21 protein-coding genes are annotated in these 19,696 nt (G+C 56.7%); 14 read left to right on the plus strand and 7 right to left on the minus strand.

Annotated features, from left to right (window positions below; all coding sequences use genetic code 11):
• Positions 1 to 86 precede the first annotated feature (86 nt).
• The 5 genes from BJD12_RS22450 to BJD12_RS22470 form a co-directional block, all read right to left on the minus strand.
• On the minus strand, positions 87 to 818 hold the full coding sequence (locus BJD12_RS22450; RefSeq protein WP_005989480.1) for a hypothetical protein: 732 nt from the start codon (positions 816 to 818) through the stop codon (positions 87 to 89).
• 6 nt (positions 819 to 824) lie between these two features.
• Positions 825 to 1,451 carry a hypothetical protein gene (locus tag BJD12_RS22455; protein ID WP_005989482.1) on the minus strand — a complete coding sequence of 209 codons (627 nt, stop codon included), beginning with the start codon at positions 1,449 to 1,451 and terminating at the stop codon, positions 825 to 827.
• A 496-nt stretch (positions 1,452 to 1,947) separates the two neighbouring features.
• A complete protein-coding gene (locus BJD12_RS22460) occupies positions 1,948 to 2,316 on the minus strand; it encodes a hypothetical protein (protein ID WP_039428884.1) in 369 nt (122 codons plus the stop codon).
• Between the two features lie 59 nt (positions 2,317 to 2,375).
• Complete coding sequence (locus BJD12_RS22465; protein WP_005989486.1) at positions 2,376 to 3,371, minus strand: ParB/RepB/Spo0J family partition protein; 996 nt, start codon at positions 3,369 to 3,371, stop codon at positions 2,376 to 2,378.
• Complete coding sequence (locus BJD12_RS22470; protein WP_005989488.1) at positions 3,368 to 4,234, minus strand: ParA family protein; 867 nt, start codon at positions 4,232 to 4,234, stop codon at positions 3,368 to 3,370. The genes BJD12_RS22465 and BJD12_RS22470 overlap by 4 nt, the downstream gene beginning before the upstream one ends.
• A gap of 217 nt (positions 4,235 to 4,451) precedes the next feature.
• Between BJD12_RS22470 and trfA the strand changes: the two genes are divergently transcribed.
• Entirely contained in the window at positions 4,452 to 5,579 is a 1,128-nt protein-coding gene (gene trfA / locus BJD12_RS22475; protein WP_005989491.1) for a plasmid replication initiator TrfA, read from the plus strand.
• A gap of 2,745 nt (positions 5,580 to 8,324) precedes the next feature.
• On the plus strand, positions 8,325 to 8,816 hold the full coding sequence (locus tag BJD12_RS22480) for a hypothetical protein (protein WP_005989496.1): 492 nt from the start codon (positions 8,325 to 8,327) through the stop codon (positions 8,814 to 8,816).
• Positions 8,817 to 8,894: 78 nt separating this feature from the next.
• On the opposite strand, the gene BJD12_RS22485 is transcribed toward BJD12_RS22480, so the two are convergent.
• The gene (locus BJD12_RS22485; RefSeq protein WP_005989497.1) at positions 8,895 to 9,353 is read right to left on the minus strand and encodes a hypothetical protein; all 459 of its coding nucleotides are present in this window, start codon (positions 9,351 to 9,353) and stop codon (positions 8,895 to 8,897) included.
• 8 nt (positions 9,354 to 9,361) lie between these two features.
• Entirely contained in the window at positions 9,362 to 10,426 is a 1,065-nt protein-coding gene (locus BJD12_RS22490; protein ID WP_005989498.1) for a ParM/StbA family protein, read from the minus strand.
• 749 nt (positions 10,427 to 11,175) lie between these two features.
• Here BJD12_RS22490 and mobI point away from each other — a divergent pair.
• From mobI to BJD12_RS24435, 12 genes are all read left to right on the plus strand, one after another.
• Positions 11,176 to 11,850 (plus strand): conjugative transfer protein MobI(A/C), encoded by a 675-nt coding sequence (gene mobI / locus BJD12_RS22495; RefSeq protein ID WP_005989499.1) that lies wholly within the window; start codon positions 11,176 to 11,178, stop codon positions 11,848 to 11,850.
• 52 nt (positions 11,851 to 11,902) lie between these two features.
• The gene (locus BJD12_RS22500) at positions 11,903 to 12,130 is read left to right on the plus strand and encodes a hypothetical protein (RefSeq protein WP_126936945.1); all 228 of its coding nucleotides are present in this window, start codon (positions 11,903 to 11,905) and stop codon (positions 12,128 to 12,130) included.
• Positions 12,130 to 13,125, plus strand: coding sequence for a S49 family peptidase (locus BJD12_RS22505; RefSeq protein WP_005989501.1), 996 nt, complete (start codon positions 12,130 to 12,132; stop codon positions 13,123 to 13,125). Before BJD12_RS22500 ends, BJD12_RS22505 begins: the two co-directional genes overlap by 1 nt.
• 245 nt (positions 13,126 to 13,370) lie before the next feature.
• Positions 13,371 to 13,631 carry a CFI-box-CTERM domain-containing protein gene (locus tag BJD12_RS25380; RefSeq protein ID WP_369315859.1) on the plus strand — a complete coding sequence of 87 codons (261 nt, stop codon included), beginning with the start codon at positions 13,371 to 13,373 and terminating at the stop codon, positions 13,629 to 13,631.
• Positions 13,615 to 14,214 (plus strand): hypothetical protein, encoded by a 600-nt coding sequence (locus tag BJD12_RS22510; RefSeq protein WP_005989503.1) that lies wholly within the window; start codon positions 13,615 to 13,617, stop codon positions 14,212 to 14,214. Before BJD12_RS25380 ends, BJD12_RS22510 begins: the two co-directional genes overlap by 17 nt.
• A gap of 20 nt (positions 14,215 to 14,234) precedes the next feature.
• Positions 14,235 to 14,825, plus strand: a complete 591-nt coding sequence (locus BJD12_RS25385; RefSeq protein ID WP_224096863.1) for a PD-(D/E)XK nuclease family protein — start codon at positions 14,235 to 14,237, stop codon at positions 14,823 to 14,825.
• Between the two features lie 208 nt (positions 14,826 to 15,033).
• Positions 15,034 to 16,029 carry a hypothetical protein gene (locus BJD12_RS22520; protein WP_005989506.1) on the plus strand — a complete coding sequence of 332 codons (996 nt, stop codon included), beginning with the start codon at positions 15,034 to 15,036 and terminating at the stop codon, positions 16,027 to 16,029.
• Positions 16,030 to 16,033: 4 nt separating this feature from the next.
• Positions 16,034 to 16,504, plus strand: a complete 471-nt coding sequence (locus BJD12_RS22525; RefSeq protein WP_005989507.1) for a hypothetical protein — start codon at positions 16,034 to 16,036, stop codon at positions 16,502 to 16,504.
• A 143-nt stretch (positions 16,505 to 16,647) separates the two neighbouring features.
• Positions 16,648 to 17,223, plus strand: coding sequence for a Cro/CI family transcriptional regulator (locus BJD12_RS22530; RefSeq protein WP_005989508.1), 576 nt, complete (start codon positions 16,648 to 16,650; stop codon positions 17,221 to 17,223).
• Between the two features lie 62 nt (positions 17,224 to 17,285).
• Positions 17,286 to 18,869: an LPD1 domain-containing protein gene (locus BJD12_RS22535; RefSeq protein ID WP_005989509.1), complete on the plus strand. Its 1,584-nt coding sequence runs from the start codon at positions 17,286 to 17,288 to the stop codon at positions 18,867 to 18,869.
• A 79-nt stretch (positions 18,870 to 18,948) separates the two neighbouring features.
• Positions 18,949 to 19,362: a hypothetical protein gene (locus BJD12_RS24430; protein ID WP_005989510.1), complete on the plus strand. Its 414-nt coding sequence runs from the start codon at positions 18,949 to 18,951 to the stop codon at positions 19,360 to 19,362.
• Between the two features lie 36 nt (positions 19,363 to 19,398).
• Complete coding sequence (locus BJD12_RS24435) at positions 19,399 to 19,695, plus strand: hypothetical protein (protein WP_005989511.1); 297 nt, start codon at positions 19,399 to 19,401, stop codon at positions 19,693 to 19,695.
• Position 19,696 lies beyond the last annotated feature (1 nt).

Genomic DNA, 19,696 nt, shown 5'->3' on the forward strand with positions numbered 1-19,696 from the left:
GTTTGGCTCCGCATCCATGTAACGAATGCGGGTATGAGCGGGAGTTTTGGGGGTTCTCTAGGCGTGCTTGTGGCGCCGCCGTAACCTTAGCCCCAGCCGTCTCCGACGATCATCCGGAAGGCTTTGGTCGTCGTTTCCTGGTCACTGATCTTTCGCTTGATCCGCGACACGCGGCGCAGCGTTGGCTCACCGCGGGTGGCATTGGGCCGGCAACCCATGACCGAACTGACTAAGCGGCAATGAGGACACTCACCTTCTAGTGGCTCACGTAGGTCCCGCTGATCAAACGAGAGCTGCAGGAATCGGTTCTTGCAGCGTGGGCAGTCGGTCAGGTATATCTCGCGACTCATGAACCTGCGAGCTAGCACGACGTAGAGGTTATATGGCGTCGACTCGACGTCTTGATGGGTGAACACCTCAAGAGCGTCGATCGCCGCAATGAAGACGTCTGCAGTGAGCGTGTAGTGGGAGTCCGAAGCTAGTACCTGCTCCAGCATGACCAAGAACCCTGATGCTTTGACGTGCGTGTTCGCATCTTGGACGACGGTGCCCACTGATTGAATCTTCCTACCAGTCGGCGCCAAGGCGCGCGCCTCCTTCTTTCCGAGGCGCGTCACCATCTCGCGAGTCAGGCCGGTCAGGTCCGCGATGTCCGGTGACTTCAACTTCATCTTCATCAGTTTGACGGCGTTTCCAAGCTCCTTGGAAACTTCGTCATTCCTTAGGGCAGCGCGAATCAACAGGAGCGCTGAGTTTTGGCCAGCATCAACTGCGTTGAGCGGCATGCGTCGGGGCTTGAGTTTGCGAAGATTGGACATGGCGAGTTAGATCAAGGCGTCGGCGTTGATATGGCGGCTGCTCGTCAGAATTGCGCCACCTGCGATACGCAAGTGGTCTTGCTTCAGGCCGCCAGACAACATCTGGACATAGCTTAGAAATGCCGGCGACAGGCGTAGGCGGGAGTTCCCACCCCAGCTTGCGAGGCGCAAAACCGCCTTACGTGTCAGCATGCGAATGCGATGGATCACTATCGGACTGGGCATGCGGAAGACAGCGCTGGCCACCTGAGGGTTCTCATTCGTCAAGCCACGCAAGACGAACCACCACTGGAGGTCGAACAATCGACGCTCGGCCTGCCAACTCGAAAGCCTCTTACCATTGCCAGCATCGAGCAAGTCAATGGCTCGTTCGCTCGGACCCGGAAGACTTGCTGCCTCCAATTGCCGCTCGAGCTCATCCAAGTCGTTGCATCCGAACAGGATGTCGTTCCTAGCGAGCATCATGAGCTGCTCATCATCCAGGAAGGTCAGGGTACGGAGCTTCTCTTCATGGCCCACGTAACCAAATGCTTCCGCTGCAGCCGCTGGGTCATCAAGCATGGCCATCCGAAGAAGCTTCAGAAAAGCCTGGTTGAACTCGACCAGATCGGCGTTCCATAACCCTGTGTCCATCGCCACGCTTTCAGTTGTTTGACAAGTTCAGTATGTAACGGCGATGTCCGCCGTCAATTCAGTCTGGGGGGGTTACGCAGCTGAGCGAACCGCCCAATTGCGTAAAGACCTTTTCCCGAAAGTGCGGCGAGTGTACTGGTTCTTTTGGCATCGCTACCCGACGTCGCGACAAGACTGTGCGAAGGCCGCTATTGCTCGCTGAACGTCACTGTGTCAATTGCGTCAATTTATCGACGTTTTTTGGCATAAATGCCATGTGTCGACATAAAGTTACCGTCGCATGTAGGAATCCGCCTGACAAGGATCAAGCGGAAACAACTTTCCCGAATGCCTACGCGGCAGTTGGCTGACATCCGTGACGGAAATTCGTCACCAGTGTTTTTCTTTCTAAAGTATGACGCTCGTCACTGTGTGATCAGTGCGTGTTCCGCGGTTTTGCAACCAAGTGCGCAAACGGTGACGTTTCCCGCTGTTGCAAATCAACGTGAGCAGGTCATCACTGCTTCCGACGTCTGAGCTTGCCTGGCGATATCTCGGCTTGCGGCGTAACCACCACTTGAGATGGGGTGGTCTGCTCCGTTTCGAGTCGAAGACGGATCGCCGCGCGCAGGATCATAGAAGGCAGACCCTCAACTAATAGATCAACCCGTCTGTACCTTCGGATTGCATCTTCCAGCTGAGCCTGCGATAGCGGAGTAAGACCAATATAGCGGCTAGCTTCGAACTCTTGATTGACCTCCCCTGCCCCGATCTTGGTGACGAAACTCGGATGCTTCAGCAGTTGGCCCAGTGCCTCTTCGACCCACCGCGCCGCCCCACGCGGGCCATAGATAGCTGTGTAAGCACTGACGTATTTCTCCGCCATTGCCGCAGTCATGCGTAACGAAGTTGCCTTGGTACGTGGCGGCTTAGGTGCGGTTGCCATCATTGGGTAGTTTCAGCCAGCTTGTTGATCATCTTCTTGAACGCCTTTTCGACGGCCTTCAAGTCGTTCCAATTGATGTCAGGAGGAACGTCATCACCAAGCACTTTGGTCATGACCAACTTGATCACATTGGTGTTCCGAACCTTGCCCAGCGTGACGAAGTCCTTGCTTCGGCGCTGCGTCTTGCCCTTTCGCTCATCTCGGGAGTCTTTTGGTTGATCTGCATCAACGCCGCTGGAAGCACTTGACGATTGGTGCTCAGATACTCGCGAGGCTAATTCGAGCGCGAGCTCGTCGACTGAAAGCTTCGCGAGGTCGAATGCGTCCATCATGCTGGTCACCAGACCAGAGTTGATGGCTTCGTGCAACGACTCCGAAGCAACCAAGATGACAGCTAGGCGATAGCCCTGAATTCGGGCGTAGCCGACTTCCTCTTGAAGCGCCTCCTGCAATCTACTGTGGTCAATGCCAGACACGACCGGAATGCCGACCTCATCCATCACGGCTCGTAGTGACGTGATGAGTTCAGCCAGATCAATATCGCGACGCTGCGCATTCTCAACATGCTGAGCCAGTCGTGTAAGGATCCGCGACCGTACGTTGGCACGGATGACCGTCCTACCCGCCAGCTTATGAGCAAGGGTGCGACGATGGCCGGAGATCAGCTGGTAAGAATCACCTCGCCGAAGCACTGTAATCGCATTGATCAACCCAACTTGTGGGTTGGCGATTGACTTGGCCATTTCACGTAGAAGCTCCAGCTCAGCATGCTTCTTCCCCGAGTGCGGATCATCCTCGGCGATCTGCTCCGGGTTGTCCCAGTCGAGCTTGATGTCTCGATGGTTTTTCGGATCGGGAATGATCTGTGTGATAGGAATCTCTATGAAGGTTCCCGCGTCCTTCGGGGCCGTATGCCCCTCAACCATCGCAGCAATGTTTGTGGTCGCTTGTGTTGGTTGTGCGAACCTATCCGCCTTTGAACCGAGCTTCTTCATGCGGACACTCTCATCACCTGCGCAATGTGCTTAACCACGTTCTCAGCTTCCTTTCGTGCAGCATTCTTGGCTGGCAGCGTGAACACTGAGCCTGGACGTGCGCTGTCGTGATCCGACTCGGCAAATGCAGCTCGCTGTGCCAGATGCAGTTGAATCATCATCGGCCCGATCAAGCGATCATCCATGAGGCTCTTTCGTACGCCTGCATGCAAAGCAACGTTGCTCCGATACATGTTCGGCAGGATGCCGATCATGACAATCTCGTCATTCTCTGCCCTGTTCCTGGACTCCTGGGTCCAGAGGGCGATCATCCCCTCAAGTCCGTCAACGCTGTTCGGCTCCATGACAGAGGGGACAATCACGTGGGTTGCCGCACGAATGGCAGCATGGACCAAGGCGTTCTTCGACGGCGGCGTATCGACAATGATGATGTCGTACTGGCTCTCGACGGCATCAGTGCGCAGGAACTCGCGCAGGGCTCCATGCACTCTCGCAACGGCATCTTCCAAAGTGACGTGCTCGATGGCCCGAAGGTCTTCGCCATTGCCTGGAAGTACATCCAAATTCGGAATTCCGGTGGGGTATGGGACGACCTCTCTGCCCATGAAAATATCGGCGCTGCTAGATGTGCCACTCCAATCCATATCGGCAGAGTCGTACTCCGGATGTACCGGCGGCCGGCTACCGTCTGGCAAGTCAGGGTCGCGGATCATTTCAAGGAATCGCTTGCTCAGGTTGCACTGCGAGTCCAAGTCAATAGCCAATACGCGTTGATCCATGCGAGCAAACCCGACGGCAAGGATCTTGCAAAGGGAAGTCTTCCCTACTCCGCCCTTGTGCTGAGAGACGCTGAGAATCTTCAATCTTGTACTCCTTGACCCTACGAGCTCGGAGCCCGGCTGTTTTCGATGTGCTACTTTACGGCGCAATGCTTTTCTGGTGCAACAGTCGGTACGCGATACCGTATTGGTTAATCGATACACAGAGTGGTAAAGTTATCGCCAACTAGTTCGGTTTTTCCTTTTAATTCAACAGCTTATTTACTTATCCACAGACTGTTCGTCACGAACAACAAGAGCAATGACGCCGAAGACCTTATGGAAATCTATCCAGGATCAGGCATTTAAGGGCCGAGATCCCAACTGGATCGCAACAAACATCACCCCACTTCAGCCTTGGATTGAAGACGACTCCTTCATCCTGTTCGCGCCGAACGTGTTTGTCTCAGAGGTCATTGCCAGCGTTGCCCCAGAGATCAGAGCCGCCCTACCTGTAGGGATACGAGACTTTGTAATAACCATTGGGGAGCCACCCAAACCCGGGGAAACTCCTCGTCATGCGGCTGAGTCGAACACGTCGACAGTGCCGTCTAAGCACGTTGCAGCGGTTCCGCCGACTTCACCGCGGAAGAAGCAGATTTCCCAGCAAGCTCAAGTGGAAGGCATGCTGTCGAACATCTGGCCTCGTGACATGCGGGCTATGCCTGCTGACTTCCTGCGAAGCTCACTCTTCACGATTAACCGTTACGGGCTACAAGCCAAACGACCAATGCGTTCGCAAACTCTGCTGTTCAGCATGTCGAATTTCGAAATCCGGGTAACAGGCGCTGAGACGAACGTCTTTGATGCAGAGGTGCATGCGCAAATCCTTCACTACGCACGAAACCAGCCCTTCGGAACAACAATCTGGTTTTCGCTACGGGAGCTCTGCACGGATTTGGACCTCAGCACCAGCGGTGAGAGCATCCAGCGAGTGCGCGAATCACTTCATCGCCTGCACGACACTCGTATCGTAATCAGCCGCAAAGGTGCCGATGAGAAGACGGCGATTTCCGGGAACTTGATCGCCTCCTTCTCTTACAAGGAAACGAAAGATGCAGAACGTTGGCGCGTCGAAATTGGCACCCATATGTTGGAGCTGCTTGGGCCAGGGGTTCAGACCCGGTACCTCCTGGAGATGGACCGAGCGTTAAAGTCGAGCCTGGCTCGATACCTGCTTCGCTTTTATTCATCGCACACGAAGCACGTTTACCCCATCAAAGTGGAAACAATGCGGAGTTTTACAGGTACTAACATGAGCCTTCGCGAGTTTCGCCGGGCTTTGAAAAATGCGCTGAACGAACTTTTGGCCGTAAACGCAATCAGCTCTTGGGAAATCGAAGACGACAAGATCAAAGTCGAAAAGGAACCCTACAAGCAACTGACTTGAGCTCTGTTCCACTGGATCCGCTTAACTATCGCCCCGAGCAGGAATTTTGGGGCTTTTTTGTTTCGAAATACTTGGGTTTGCGGAACCATGTTCTCCATTACTGGGACTGACCACCACGGGTGGAAGATCCCCTACACAGGTACTCCGGCATTACCTGCCCAGAGTAGCCACAAGTCGCAGAGCAAACCACGAAGAATCCGTTGATGGGCCCACCTCACGGCTGGCCATGCCGCATTCCTTTCCACTAAGACAAATGAAAGGACCTGCTAACTGATCGTGACGTTTCAGATCGTCGTGAAGCTTGCTGCAGCAGACACTACGTCCCCAGTTGGTGTGCCTTAATGGCCTGCACTATCTGGCCGAGCTAGAGCCTGGGCTTCCTCACAACTGGCAGGAAATGACCCACCGTGGCAATAGCTGAGTTGGGCACCACAATGCTGGCTATCTCCGAATACAAGCGTCAGTCGCCGGCGGCCGGTATGTCGATTTCGATGGCGGTGGCTGGCTGTGTCCATTTGGCGATCGACAAGCATTCACGCCTTCGATGCATCGAGACATACAGCGGAGAACGGTTAAGTACGATCGGCGCCTCCGTGCGGCATCCGCGCCTGCGCTACCCACGGCCAGGCCTGCTACAAGCCCCGTACGTTCCTGGTGCGTGGTACGCCAGCTCTGCATGCGTCACCGTCGCAACAAACCATGCGTAATTGGGCCACATCAAAGCCCAACGACGGATGCTTAATAGCAAGCGTGAGCGCCCCCGTACACGTCATTCGTCAGCGCCTGGCATGCGCTAAAGCATTCCCCGTTTAGCAGCTTCAACACAACCGCATCCCCTCTTGCCGGTCTCGGATGTCTGCCTCTCCTCTCCTATGCCTCTTTGAACACCACCCTGAGCCGATCGGCTAACTTTGTAAGCAACAGCGAAGGGACTCGGTCGGTCACTATGGCAGCCGAGGAATTAAAGCTTTCTCTGTGATTGCCAAGGTGTGGAGTAATCGTCGCAGTGCATCAGCTCGTGTCTCGCCGCAGGCGTGGAGAAATCGTCGCACTACGGTGTCCACCTAGCCCGAATTCCAGGCCCCAAAATATATGAAAAGCGTGGAGAAATCGTCGCACCTCAGCCCCGACAGCATGTCGACAACGCCACACATGCCGGTGGTGAGCCCAATTGATAGCTAGACCGTCCCAGACAGGGCAGGGGACGAGGCAATACAAGCAGCTCGTGCTCTTCTCCATGTCACGGGAAACTTGACGACCGTCATGTTTTGAATACAAGGAATTGGGAGGGTCTGAAGCACCCAAAAGCCGCTAGTTGCAGCGATGCCGCGACGATTTCTCCACACCAGAAGATGGATCAGGGTGCACGATTCCCCATAGGGGCGACGATTATTCCACGGCCCTGCGATGGTTAATCCACGGGCATGCGACGAATTCCCCACGGACCTGCGACGCTTATTCCACACTAGTGCGATAGTTACTCCACAGCAGCGAACCGGCAAGCCAAGTGCCGCAAGCCTTTCCAGGCATTCTTGGGCTCGGCTAGCAGTCTTTTAGCTTTTGATCTAGCAACTCTATAAGCAGCTCTTAAGCTACGCCAAGAGCAGATATGCAAAAGCCGTACGTCAAAAACACCGGCTACCTCAAGACCCACTCGCCTGGTTGAAACGGCGAAAAAAGATCAACGCGGCCCCATGTAACAAGCGGAAGAATTGCAGAACATCCGGAGTCGGAAAAAAGGGCCGCTAAGCCCTGACGTGCCCCGACGTTGAGAACACCCACTGGCTTGAAAGAACCTCAGCCACGCCAACGCTACCCGGGGAACTAGTGCTGTTAATTGCCATTGATTCCGGTTGCCATCAGCAAAAGGCCTGCACGGCCAGACCGCATTGGGCCATGAGGTGCGTTACCAACTGCAGACGGAATGCCTGGGCGCAAAGACAAACCAACGACTAGGCGATTTCAAGACGTACGAAATCATCAAGAAGCAGCATGTGTGTACCGACAGCATTCAAGAACATCGATCCAGTCCAGGTGCCCGTCACACTCTAACTGACATCGGCTTGCCGGCGCTGCCACTAGTAAATCTGCCGCACAGACATCACTGCATGCGATGGTCTGTGCCGACAGGGCCCCCGACCGTCTCGGAACGCATCGCTGGCCAGACAAGATGTCTCCAGGGTACAGATGCCAGTTACTTCGCCAAATCCATCGGCTCAAAGACGATAGCCAGCTCCAGCCGGTCCTTCTGACCATCTGCACCTCGGCGCATTGGCTCAGCCGAGCGCGTCATCCAATTCTCTCGGGGTTAGGTACACACGCCGACGCAGCTCCATCTAATTCGCCAATGACGCGAACCTGGCTTACAGATTACGCATCCTGCTGGGAGGTTCGGACTGTGAAGGCGAGGGCTCGTTTAGGGGCACGATTCCTCATCAGTCCCGGTGGGTAAGGATTACAGCTGGCTGCGGCTAAGCGTGAACACCTGGCTCGCCAGGACGAGCTGTGATGGAAACGTCCTGCGACGCGGCGAGAGCCCCGCAAACGATGCAGTGAACACGCAAAATTGTTCCCCAGGAACAAATTGGCGCGCCATCGTATTCCTATAATGTTCCTGAGGAACAAAAGCAGGGAGAAGTGTCGGGTCCGCAGAGCAAGCATTGGCACATAATGTTCCCCAGGAACACAATGCGGATGATTCAACTCCACTATAATGTTCCTGAGGAACAATAGAGGAGTATCGCGGTGGCCAAAGGACGAACCTCCGACGTCGAACGTGTCAAAGGCCAGCTACTGACCAAGGCGAAACAGCGCGAGATCGCTAGCGACATGGGTATGTCTAGGTCGCGCGTAGCCAACATTGCCCGAATCTCTAGGAAAGCTAGGCCTGAATGGCTTCAGTGGGTGGACGTAGGACGGTTGAAACTGAAGCACGTCGAGTACGTGCTAGCTCTCAGAGCGGATCTCGCGGAAGAGCTCTTACGTAGAGCAATGGCACGAGGATGGTCCACCGAGACTCTCCGACGCGAGGTCATGAAAGCCAAGGGCCGCCGCCTCTTGGAGGAGGCAAGCAAGGATCCCAATGTAGCCAGCCTGGAACGAAAGCTCACGGACACGTTTGGATCGGGCGTAACGATCGAAACTAGGCCTGGAATGGGTGGAACGCTTACGTTCAGTTTTACGGACAACGACGTGCTCGATGGATTGCTGGAGCAAATGGGCTATCGAGAGGACTGATTTGGGAGACAGGGCTCTGAGCGCAGTGTGGGTAGCAGTCCAAGGGGGCCGAAGCCCCCTGTACATTCGCCCTGGAGTTCAACCGAAACTGGCCGCGAACTCTAGAGTGTCGTCGTCGACCAACGGGGTGACTGGTCCCGTTTGATGTTCGGCGATCGCCGCATGCACCGATAGTTCGAGTGCTGCGTCCTGCACGGCCACGACGCTCGCAGCAGAAGCGGGCGGAAGCGGGGCGGTGTCAATCAGGCGGGCCTGATCCAGGCTAACCAGAGCAGCTGCCCTAATTTCCAGGCCGGCTGCCATTTCAACTGGAAGCATCAGCCGATAGCCGTCGCCGGAGGCCTCCAGGCGAAAGCCGCGACGCTCCAGCTCGGCCCCGAGCGTGGCCAGCTCCTTGAAGCGCCGGCCCCTCGCTCGTGCCTTGAAAGGCCGAAGGGCATCTAGAAGCACATGATCAGACGGCAGCCACCGAACCAGGAGGGAGGTTCGGGGGGGCTGCTTGCTGTCGTCACTCTGACTCGGAAGGTAGCCGCGCATGCCCTTACTCAGGCCGCCGCCTGGCTTGTGGCAGCACTGGCCTGGGCCTTCTGCTGAGCCGAGATCTTATGGTGTGCCAAGTGCTGAAAGCCCCGGGCATTGGCCATGACCGGCTCACGACTCAGCGCAACCTTTGAGTGAGGGAAGAACTGCTCGGCGGCCCTTTTGTACAGGGATCCGCCACCTCCGGTAAGGACGACCAGGTTCGGAAAGTCCTCCTCATGGCGCTGCATACGCACCACGTCATTCAACACCTTCGGTGCAATCTCCTCTGCCGCGGTTTCCATCCACTCACCGACATGCAGGGAAACCTGACCCCAGTTCAGCGTCTCCTCGCCGCTGCGGAACGCTGACTCCAAGCGGGCAGCAGAAATCGGGCGTTCGTACTTCATGCCGATCAGCGCCGCAGCCTTCTCCAGCAGAACAGAGGTGGCATTGAGCGACGAACCACTGGAGCGGTCAAGCACCGCGTTGTCGATGACGCGAACCCAATCCACGCTGAAGTAGCCAACGTCGATAACCAGGGTGGGTGAACCCTTGGAGGGCTTTAGATCCGGGCTGCGCGCCAAGATATCCATGTAGGCACCGGCTGCCTGTGGCACGACCGTCGTGGCCTTGACCTTGATCGAGGTGGTCGAATTGATCCAGTGGGTGCCGGTCATGGTGTTGCAAATCTGCGTCCGTAAGGCGACGCCGTTATGGCCGTAGTACTGGGCCACAGGAATGCCGGTGTACAGCATGTCGACCTCGGTCAGGCCAGCCTTGACGAGTGCGCCGATCATCAGTGCCTTGTACTCGTTCGTGGCCGGGTAGTTCTCGTGCGTCGGACGTGAGAAGCCCTGCAGGTGCGAAGGCTCCATGCCGGCTGCCCACGCCTGGCCGTCGATAGACACGATCACGCCGTCGCGAATATCGTAGCCACCGACGATTTTCTTCGGCGCCTGCTCTAGAGGAACGGCGCCGATGGGCATGGTCAGCTCGCGCAGGATGGGTTCTCCAGCGGCGCGAGCGCTCAGCTTGACGTTGCCGTATCCAACATCGAGTCCGGCCGCGGTAAAGGGGAAAGCGCTCATTGCAACTACTCCGTGTGGGCGGGGAATTCCGCTTTTCAGTCACATGGGTAGCGTTGACTGCTCAATATGCGCGCGTAAGTAGGGTTGCAGGGTGTTTCAAAAAAATCTCGACTCTTCCGTCTCGATCAAAACGTCAGAATCACGGCATGAGTCATAATTCGCAGGCGTTTCGGCGTTCTGAGAATCTGTACTTCGGGCACAAAAAGTGCAGATTCCAACGTGGCTTCTAATCTGGCGGCAGGCGAAACTGCACTTTTAAAGCGGGACAACTCACCGCGGAATGCGCCAAATTCTTTGCTGCACAAAGCTATGGCGGCAAACGGAAATCTGTACTTCGCCGGTCACTCGTCAACCAGGAGCGGACCTGTTCGATGATTGAGAGAGCAGGGGCAGATTTCGTCATGCTCCAGCGAAAGCGAGCGAGGCAGCGCGGAAAAAAGACTTCCCGATCGCTTCAGAAAAGCGAATGAGACAGCACGACCAAGGGATTGAAGCGCTCGCGAGCAGCTAGACGTGGGGAGAGTAATGCGATCCCACTAAATTTAGTGGGGCTGGGCATGCAGTCCACGCGAGTGGGGTAGAGAGGCAGGAGTGGGACTATGAGGCGTTCCCCACTAATAAGAAAAGGACCGTGATCCATTCCCCACACTAGAGTGTAGAGACGCCAAACGAATCACCCCCAAACCTACCTTACCTTTGCGTTCCTTTAGTGGGATTTTCCTCAGTCCCACGTAAAGTAGATAGATGGGATGAGGACAGAGAACGAACAACACCCGCAACATTTCGACGTCAAGCTGGTCATGGAGCCAGCCGAGACCATAAACAACCAGATCGCGGTCATGGAGACGCTCGCAGAGATGCAGGCACAAGACCTGTGCGAGTGGTTCAAAGAGGAGCGGAAAAAAATCCAAGCATTGCTGGGGGCGGCAACCACCAAGCAGGAATACCGTGAGCGCTTTGCACCCCTGTCGCTCCATGCACGGATGCACAAGGGGACGCTTGAGATCTATTGGTCGGAGATCAAGGGGAAGACTAAGCCCGATGCGAGCGGCAAGACGGGCTGGTTCAGGACGCGCATGAACAAGGGCAAGCGGCACAGTTACGACGTGAACAAGCTTGCGGCCAAGGCCCGTGACTACGAACTGCCGCTGGTGCTGGAAGCCGAACGCAGGGCTACTTCGCTTCGGGATTTCTGGTCGAGGGTTGTCTCGCTTCGGCTCGCCCTGCGAATGATCAACAAGCAGGTAGAGGAGTTGTCAGCCGTGCCCACGCGCGGCACCGACACGGCGGAGGTGACGCAACTGGTTTCGCCAACGGCTGATCTGGCATCGAACGAGGTGTTGGCGCATGACACTCAGGTCGCAGCGTCCGCAGAATTCCCCCAAAGCGGTTTGGCCCACCATCAGCGAGCGGTGTATGACTGATACGAAGCCAACGAATGGCCGCCCAGACGATGAGAACCAAGGATTGGATCAGATGCATATCACCGCCACTGCCCACCCAATGACCGCGGCCGACGTCGGCTTGTGGGATGCGCTCCGTAGCTACCTGAACTTGCCGGTCCCGCTGTCAGCGGTGCTGCGCCGCCCCTATGCGTTCCTTCGCCAGGGCGATGCACCTCCAGAGAACGCGAATCACAAGTCCGCAACCATTCTTCCGCTGCGCCGTCCCGAAACGACTGCTGGCGACGACAAGGAAACCTGATGAGTAACATGGACGAGAAAACGCCGGCGTCGAGCCGTAACGTACTGGCAGACCTGGCGCCGGCTATCAAAGATGCGATGTTTGCGCTATCCGCATTGGCCGATACCGCTACTCGAAACGAGCGCCGAAAGGGGTACTGGAATGCAGCCAAGTTCGCCGCCCTCGCAGCAGTGTTCGTGTTTGCTGTGCTGGTAAACCTGAATAACTTCCGGCGGTTATGGGGCTTGAACGCCGATCCGGTGCGGGACTCGGTAGCACTGATTACGATCAACGGCGGTATCGGCGAGATGGGCAAGGCTTCGGCCACGTCCGTCATCCCTCTCATCGAGCAGGCCTGTCGAGCAGAGCGAGTGACAGAGGTAGTACTGCTGATCGACTCGCCGGGTGGCTCCCCCACCGACGCCGACCGCATCGTGTCCGCACTCAAGATTTGCAAGGCAGCTAAGCGACCGGTGATATCGGTGATTGGCTCGATGGGTGCCAGTGCCGCTTACATGATCGCTATGCACACGGACCGGATCTACGCCTCCCGATACTCGCTCGTCGGTTCCATCGGCGCCATCACCCGCTACGTGGACGCAAGCGGCCTGGCTCAGCGGTTAGGCCTTGTCGAGCAGGTGTACAAGTCCGGTCAGTTGAAGGGTGGGCCTTCCACGCTGTCGGGCAGCTCTCCGGAGGACTCAAAATTGATGGCAGAGCTGGTTGTCCAGGTTGCGAGTGAGTTCTACGGCCAGCTGCAGGCAGCTCGCGGCCCCAGGCTCAAGGGGAGCCGAGAGGACTTGATGTCGGGCCGCATCTGGACAGCGCAGGACGCGGTGGCCTTGGGGTTGGTCGACGAGATAGCGGTACTGGAAGACCTGAAGCTGACCCGTTTCAAAGACAAGCGGATCTACCAGTACCGCGCGAAGTCGTCCTTCATGACAGACATGGGGCTTACTGCTGAAGCTGTGTCGCGATCGTTCGTCGCTGGCGCGAAGCAGGGAGTGATCGAGTGAAGCGTTCGCGCCAAGTTCGGCGTTACAAGCCTGTGGACTACCTCCCGGCGTCTGAGTTGGCACGTTTCGGTCGTTGCGAGCACCTGGTCGAAATAGAGAGGAAGCACGGCCAGGTCGTATCGGAGAGGGGAGAAGCCGCTCGAAGGGCGGGTATCGCAGAGCACCTTCGATTCCACAAGCAGGTGACCTCGGCCCACAACCGTAACAATCGTGTGGAAGTGAAAGGCCGCCGCGGCCCTTGTTTCGTGGCATCAGCGGTGTATGGGCACGACGACAGCAGAACAGACGAACTTCGGGCATTTCGCGATCAGGTGTTGTTGCGTACGAAGTGGACGGCGTGGTCGGTGGTCATCTACTACGCCATCAGCCCACCGCTTGCGCGCTGGCTTTCGATGAGGCCGAGAGCAGCTGCATTGGTGGCCAATATGTTGGACTGGGCAAGGACCAGGATGGTTCGCCCGCTACTGGAGAAAGGAAGTGATGGAGAGCATGAGCGCACGCAATAACCGGAAGCTGGTTGAGCCGGTTGGAAACCATGAGCCCTACTGGATGAGCCACGTGGCGCGAATCGCGACCGTCGCGGATCTGTGGTTGCGGGTGCGCGAGCTCGCGCAGACCGTCCGTAACGATGCAGTCGCGGCCAGTACGGCATGGCAGAGGCTGGAGTTCTACCTTCGGGACTATTCGCTCCACATGACGCGAAAGCTGCGGGATCACTCTGCGCCGTACAAGTTCCGCCAGATGGAGGAGATCACGCAGTGGGTCGACCATCCGCAGGAACTTAGCTCCGACCCGCGGTGTTGGGCGCTTTTGGGTTCCCTAGAAGCCACTACGATCCTTCTGGGTGGCATGCACGCTGCGCGGGCGTTTCACCGAAGCGACATTTCGCGGGCTACCGCAAGCCTGTGCCACCAGCTTGGCACCTACCAAGCCAAGACGCTCGTCGCTTATGAGGAACTGCGCTCGGTGATGGCGTCTTTGTGCGAAGACGCACGGCCAAAGTCGGTAACGCTGGTAATCAAGGAAACCGATGATGGTCCGATCCTGATGGTCCAGTACGAGCGAGCCCCGGACTTGGGGACCGAGTGATGAGCTTGCTCCAGCTTGGAATGGTGGTTGGCGGCGGACTGCTCGTCATTGCCATCTACTTGGTCCATCGCCAGCCCGTCGAGAGTGGACGGGCTGGCGATTTGGACTATGGCGACCAGGAGCGTCAGTTCCAGCCTGCCGAGATCGCCAATGGAACCCTGGTCTTGTCGGAGCGGTATCTCCGCTGCGAGGTCCCGCGTCGCTTGGGGGCTCGCGCCGACCAGGTGTATCGCACGACGGAAGGGATTTTGGTTCCCGTTGACACGAAGACCGGGTACCGCCGTGTCGTTCGACGGGAGGATATGGTGGAGCTTTCAGTGCAGGCTACTGTGCTGCGCCACAGTTCGTCCGCAGATAGGCCCTCCGGTCGTGTGGCGACGTGGGGCTACATCCGCAAAATTGCGCCTGGCCGGAACCCGGTCTATCTGAGGACGCCGCTACTCACTGATAGAGAGCTGGTCGATCTGTACGACCGCTACTGGAAAGTGAATGCAGGAGCGACGGCACTCCCCACCCGGGAGCCGGATAACTGCCGGCACTGTCCCGTTGCGAGTCGTTGCTCCCAGAGCCCCGCCGTTAGGCCAATGAGAGCGGTACGCGACAGTCGATAACCGATATGGGACGGGAGCGTTTCGCCTCGCAATCCCTGCTGCAGCTGGACAGCCACCAATATTCCGAAGTGCGGCCGGCAAGCTACGCGTCGATCGATTGCATGTAACGAATGCGCTTTGGTGGGGGCTTTTTCAGCTGCCCATACGGGGGTTCATTACATCCCACACCACCGACCATGTGTCGCATCTGCTCAACCCATGAGTTCCGATGCGAAAGCACAAGGAAACACTGCTCACTGCGACCCTCTGCGCCGGCCTACTGATCGGCTGTGGAGAGAAGGGTGGCCGCTTAATCGAGTTCGACGGAAGCGAGGCGGGGTTGCGAAAGGCCGTGGCCACGATGGCTGCTGCGAGCAAAAAAGAAACTGGCGATGAGCTGAAGAAAGCCCTAGACATCTACTTGTCGCACCTGAAAGGAAGCGATCAGTCTGATGTGGACACAGCGACGCCACTGAAAGCTTTAAGCGGTATCACCGTCGCAGAGTTCATCAATCAGGCGCGCCAGATCCAGGATACAAAGATGACGGAGCTACCGGCCGATCATCCGACTTGGATCAACTCCCGCATGGTCGAAACGATGCAGATGGAGCTGAAAGCGCTGGAGAGTAATCGCCTTTCGCTCAATCAGGCCGGTTACTTCTCCCTGGATCAGCTGCAGTTTAATCCGCCCTCATTTATTCCGCCGCCGGATGGCGACGTCAAGGTTGCGAATAATCGCGCCATCTTCGCTTTCCGTATGTCAAACGCAACTGGGTTGACGATCTACAAGCCGACGTTCGATGTACGCATCGAGGTTCCCGGTGAGCAGATGCCAGCTTACACAGGCCGTCTATCTTGGAATGATCCGATCGGCATTCCGGATGGAACCTCGCGCCTGGTGGAGCTCACCTGCTGCAGCATTCTGGAGCAGCCGTTCCTCAACAAACGTCTTCGTCAGCTGCCGGAGAAGGCACACATCAAAGCCGAACTCGTGGGAGTCGAAGACTTCCGCAAGCGCAATCCGCTACGGACGGTGGGATACGGAGCGAGCGACCTGACGCGCGAACGCCTGCTTGAGGCCTGTGTGAAAGATATAGAGGCCCATCTGGATACGTGGACGCCCAAGCGTTCCGCCGCGCCTTGCCGCGCCCTCGCCAAGAACCACAAAACCGGTTCCGAGCAGCTCGCCGACGGGCTGCAGGCCACCAGCAATCGCCGAAGGTAACGTCATGCAAACCAACAAACGTTCCGACAAGCATCTTACCCTTTACCACATTCTCCCGAGCGAGCGAGCTTGTCTATTGGTGGAGGGGCTGCTTGCGACGGGCCAGGTGGTTCCGCGCTCCATGGTGCTGATCGCTACGGCCGATGCTGTGAACTGGGACGACGAAGTGATGTTGGTGCGCCCCCTTCGCGTGTGGGTAGATCACATAATCTCCCTGCTATGCGCAGGCGGTTACGTGCGACGCATCCACTCCCAGGCTCAGCTGTCCTATCAGGCCACGCTGAGGTGGAAGCACGTCGATGAGGTGCTGCAAACGCTTCGTCATCCGACGGGAAGGAAGCCGATCGAGAAGGGGAAGACGTACCGTCGAAACGGAAATGATCCGAGCGATGTGGTGATCAACATGCGCGAATGGCAGGAAGCCAGGAGCGTGATGGATGCGAGGCCCCGGCGCAGTCGAAAGATGGCGTCGTGAATGAACAAGCGAATTACTGGGGCCGCCACTGTGCGGCCCTATCTGTTTGAATCGCGATCGCCGAAATATAGGCGCTCAAACCCACCTTCGTTGCAGCTGACGCCCGATAGGCTGCAACTGTCAAATCTCTCAGAGGAGGGAACATGCTCGACAAGATCAAGTTCGGTACCGAAAACCAGACCGTCTACATCGGCATCCTCAAGACGAAGTTGGGCGCAGATATCGTTGTGGAAACCACCCGCAAAGTGCTAGGTCTCGACGCGACGGGCCCACTGCCCCCAACCATCTCACCTGAGGTGGTGTCGTCGATCATTAGCGAACTGAAGAAGGTGCCGCCGAAGAAATTCCGCAAGCCTACCGATACAGGGCCACAACGCATGACGGGGCGCGAGCTGCTGGACTTGGCAGATTTGTCAAAAGAGCTGCCGACGGGCCTGGATCCTGATCTTCTCTCCGTGATTACACGCTTGCGTCGTCTTCACCTGGTGCAGGATACCGTCTCCAAGTCATTGATCGATAGACCAATCGCCGTCAATGGCTGCAGCCCGATCCAGGTCAACCATCTGATTGAGGTTCTGGGAAGCTCGTCTGAGGCTGCCAAAGCCTTGGGTGTTACGATTAAGACCCTGGAAGGATGGGGAGACTACCTTCCGGAATCTCATGAGAGCAGGGCTCAGCTGGTGACTGCTGGAGCAGTACGAGCGCGTTTGCCTGCTTGATGTCAAATTGCGTTTCTGGAATCTAAATTGCACCTTTGGCCGCGGGTAGTGGCACACCTAACATGCCTGACAACGAAGAGAAAACAGCAGGCATGGAACATGGTGATTTTGGCCAAGCGTATAAGGGTGCACGCAAGTTTGAAGTTCAGCGAAAGCGGGCTCTAGCCGAACTCAATTTGGCAGACCTTTGGCCACGACCGGACTTCCGCGCTGCGGCGTTGAGTGGTGACGTAAAGCCGTCGGTTGCTCTTCTCTACATGGCCGTGTACGACAACCTTCGCCGCAAAGCGGTGAGCAGACCTGAGACCGATGAGCTGACCCTGGGCTTCTGGTCGCGCATGTACCGCTCGGGTGTAGGATTCATGCGTCGCGCGTGGGAGTTGCGCCAATACCACACGGCCGATCGGCTAACGCGGGCCTTTCGCGCTTCGCAGGAGTCGCTAACCCTAACTGAAGGGGAGCGTCGCTTTGCTACTGCCGCAACGGCAAAAGGCCGCCTCACGCCCAGCACGTCACCTACTGATTTCCCAGCCAGCATCAGGATGCGGATGTACAGCTTGCAGGCGATGGGTTGGCCTGAAGACCAGGATGTACCAGATGACTCCAATATTGGAGTCATCCATGTGACGGCTGAAAAACCTGTTTCAGACTACCAAGACGGTTACTACCCTGCGCTGACCACGGTAGGTGGTCGCGTAGTCCCTATTCGACACGACCCGTTCGCAACGAAAGCTGCAGCTGCGCGTGACGCAGCAGAGGAGCTGAGGCGCCGCGCTGAGATGTCCCAGCTGCAAGGTGGCTCCGCCGTGCTGGCCTATGAACGAACAGGGCAGGACTGGCGCCAGGGTGAAGACGTCACGGAAGAGATTTTGCTTACGGCATTTGGCTTCAAGGGGCTAGAGTTCGGAAAGAGCATCACAGCCTCCGAGCGCCAAGCATTCCTCAATGGACTCTACGACGCCTCGCTTGATCTATGCGAAATCCTACAGGCGCCTTTGTACCGTGCATCTTGTTCGGGGCGTTTGGGTATTGGTTTCGGCAGCCAGGGTAGGGGAGCAGCAACAGGTGCCGCACATTTTGATCGCGAGCAATGGCTGATGCATCTGACAAAGACCCGCGGCGGCGGTGCGCTGTGCCACGAGTTTGCTCATGCGCTAGACGCCATGATGTTGGAAGCTTTTTTCGACGCAGATAAATTGCCCGCTGACACGTACTTCTTGTCCGACCTAATGGCGTCCTATTACGACGAGGATGGTCGATACACGATCAGTAGCGGTGTAGTTGAAATGCTGCGGGGCGGAATTCATGTATACAACGTACGCGCGATGGACTCGTTGTTCGAAAGCCTTTTTACCAGGAAACGCAATGACTCGTTCTATCGGCGCAGCGAGGAACGAGATACACACGCGGGAAAGTCCTATTGGGCGCAGCCGCGGGAGTTGTTTGCTCGTGCGTTTGAGACATTTGCACTGGATAGGATGCTCGCTGCAAAGGTCCACAACGAATTCTTGGTTCGACACGTGGACGAGTACATCCGCGACCGCGATTCGCATGCCAACAGCATCTATCCTCAGGGATACCAGCGACAGGAGTTGGAGAAGCTGTTCTCTGAACTGCTGAAACACGTGAATAATCTTCACTTGTAGCGAGGTTCTGTTTTTTGCACGCCCAAGTGAGCTATCGCAACTGATACATGCTCTCTGTATCCCGACAAGGAACTTAGGCATGAACGGCAAACAGGTTTCACCTCTCACTCTTACCCAAGTTCCGCGCTGGCGAATCACACGACTTCTTGAGATGGTGCAGCGCGACTATCGCGCCGATGAGGTGGAAGCCGAATTGAAGGGCTGGTTGGCTACCGGAGTTGAGCGAGTTCCAAGCTCATTCAATCTCCAGGCTGCAGCTGCTCGCGCCGTACATGCTGTTAACACAAATGGTGACTCCCTAATGACGATGTTGTCGACAGATCTGACTGGTCGCTTGACAAACAAGTGTCGTGACGTTGTCGAAACAGCCTTGTACGCGGCACTAGCTCCGCACCTCGATCAGATATTCCCAAATGCACAAGAGCTGCGGACCTACCAATGCAGCTTCGGGTTTAGCGAATCCAGCCAAAACCCCACTTACGAGACCCCCTGAGGGACGGAATACTTTTCATCGAGAAGGAGGTGACGCATGCCGGCAGTTGCTTTTGACCAGTTCCATCCGACACACGGCGATGTTTGTGATGGCAAGCGAGTAGTGATGGCGGATGGAACCACGGCAACGATTGCCGCAGTGAGAGAAGGCTGGCTGGTGGTGCATGAAGGTGCTGAGTATGGGCCCGCCCACTCAACATGGCAGGTACTCCACCAGCTCGCTCAAATTCAGAAGAACGCAGAATGTCTCGACGGCCTAGGGTCTGATGTAAGCAAACGCAATGCGCAGCAATTTCGCTCCCTCAAGGTCATGATTGGCAACGTAGTTCAATAGA

The sequence above is a fragment of the Xanthomonas vesicatoria ATCC 35937 genome (assembly GCF_001908725.1).
Taxonomy (GTDB): Bacteria; Pseudomonadota; Gammaproteobacteria; order Xanthomonadales; family Xanthomonadaceae; genus Xanthomonas; species Xanthomonas vesicatoria.

Bases quoted from the DNA above. Each gene is read 5' to 3' on its own strand.
- BJD12_RS22465 (WP_005989486.1), bottom strand. From the start codon at position 3,371: ATGAAGAAGCTCGGTTCAAAGGCGGATAGGTTCGCACAACCAACACAA.
- mobI (WP_005989499.1), top strand. From the start codon at position 11,176: ATGAGGACAGAGAACGAACAACACCCGCAACATTTCGACGTCAAGCTG.
- BJD12_RS22520 (WP_005989506.1), top strand. From the start codon at position 15,034: ATGCGAAAGCACAAGGAAACACTGCTCACTGCGACCCTCTGCGCCGGC.
- trfA (WP_005989491.1), top strand. From the start codon at position 4,452: ATGACGCCGAAGACCTTATGGAAATCTATCCAGGATCAGGCATTTAAG.
- BJD12_RS22510 (WP_005989503.1), top strand. From the start codon at position 13,615: ATGAGCGCACGCAATAACCGGAAGCTGGTTGAGCCGGTTGGAAACCAT.
- BJD12_RS25385 (WP_224096863.1), top strand. From the start codon at position 14,235: ATGGTGGTTGGCGGCGGACTGCTCGTCATTGCCATCTACTTGGTCCAT.
- BJD12_RS22525 (WP_005989507.1), top strand. From the start codon at position 16,034: ATGCAAACCAACAAACGTTCCGACAAGCATCTTACCCTTTACCACATT.
- BJD12_RS22535 (WP_005989509.1), top strand. From the start codon at position 17,286: ATGCCTGACAACGAAGAGAAAACAGCAGGCATGGAACATGGTGATTTT.
- BJD12_RS22505 (WP_005989501.1), top strand. From the start codon at position 12,130: ATGAGTAACATGGACGAGAAAACGCCGGCGTCGAGCCGTAACGTACTG.
- BJD12_RS24435 (WP_005989511.1), top strand. From the start codon at position 19,399: ATGCCGGCAGTTGCTTTTGACCAGTTCCATCCGACACACGGCGATGTT.
- BJD12_RS24430 (WP_005989510.1), top strand. From the start codon at position 18,949: ATGAACGGCAAACAGGTTTCACCTCTCACTCTTACCCAAGTTCCGCGC.
- BJD12_RS22455 (WP_005989482.1), bottom strand. From the start codon at position 1,451: ATGGACACAGGGTTATGGAACGCCGATCTGGTCGAGTTCAACCAGGCT.
- BJD12_RS22530 (WP_005989508.1), top strand. From the start codon at position 16,648: ATGCTCGACAAGATCAAGTTCGGTACCGAAAACCAGACCGTCTACATC.
- BJD12_RS22500 (WP_126936945.1), top strand. From the start codon at position 11,903: ATGCATATCACCGCCACTGCCCACCCAATGACCGCGGCCGACGTCGGC.
- BJD12_RS22485 (WP_005989497.1), bottom strand. From the start codon at position 9,353: ATGCGCGGCTACCTTCCGAGTCAGAGTGACGACAGCAAGCAGCCCCCC.
- BJD12_RS22460 (WP_039428884.1), bottom strand. From the start codon at position 2,316: ATGGCGGAGAAATACGTCAGTGCTTACACAGCTATCTATGGCCCGCGT.
- BJD12_RS22450 (WP_005989480.1), bottom strand. From the start codon at position 818: ATGTCCAATCTTCGCAAACTCAAGCCCCGACGCATGCCGCTCAACGCA.
- BJD12_RS22490 (WP_005989498.1), bottom strand. From the start codon at position 10,426: ATGAGCGCTTTCCCCTTTACCGCGGCCGGACTCGATGTTGGATACGGC.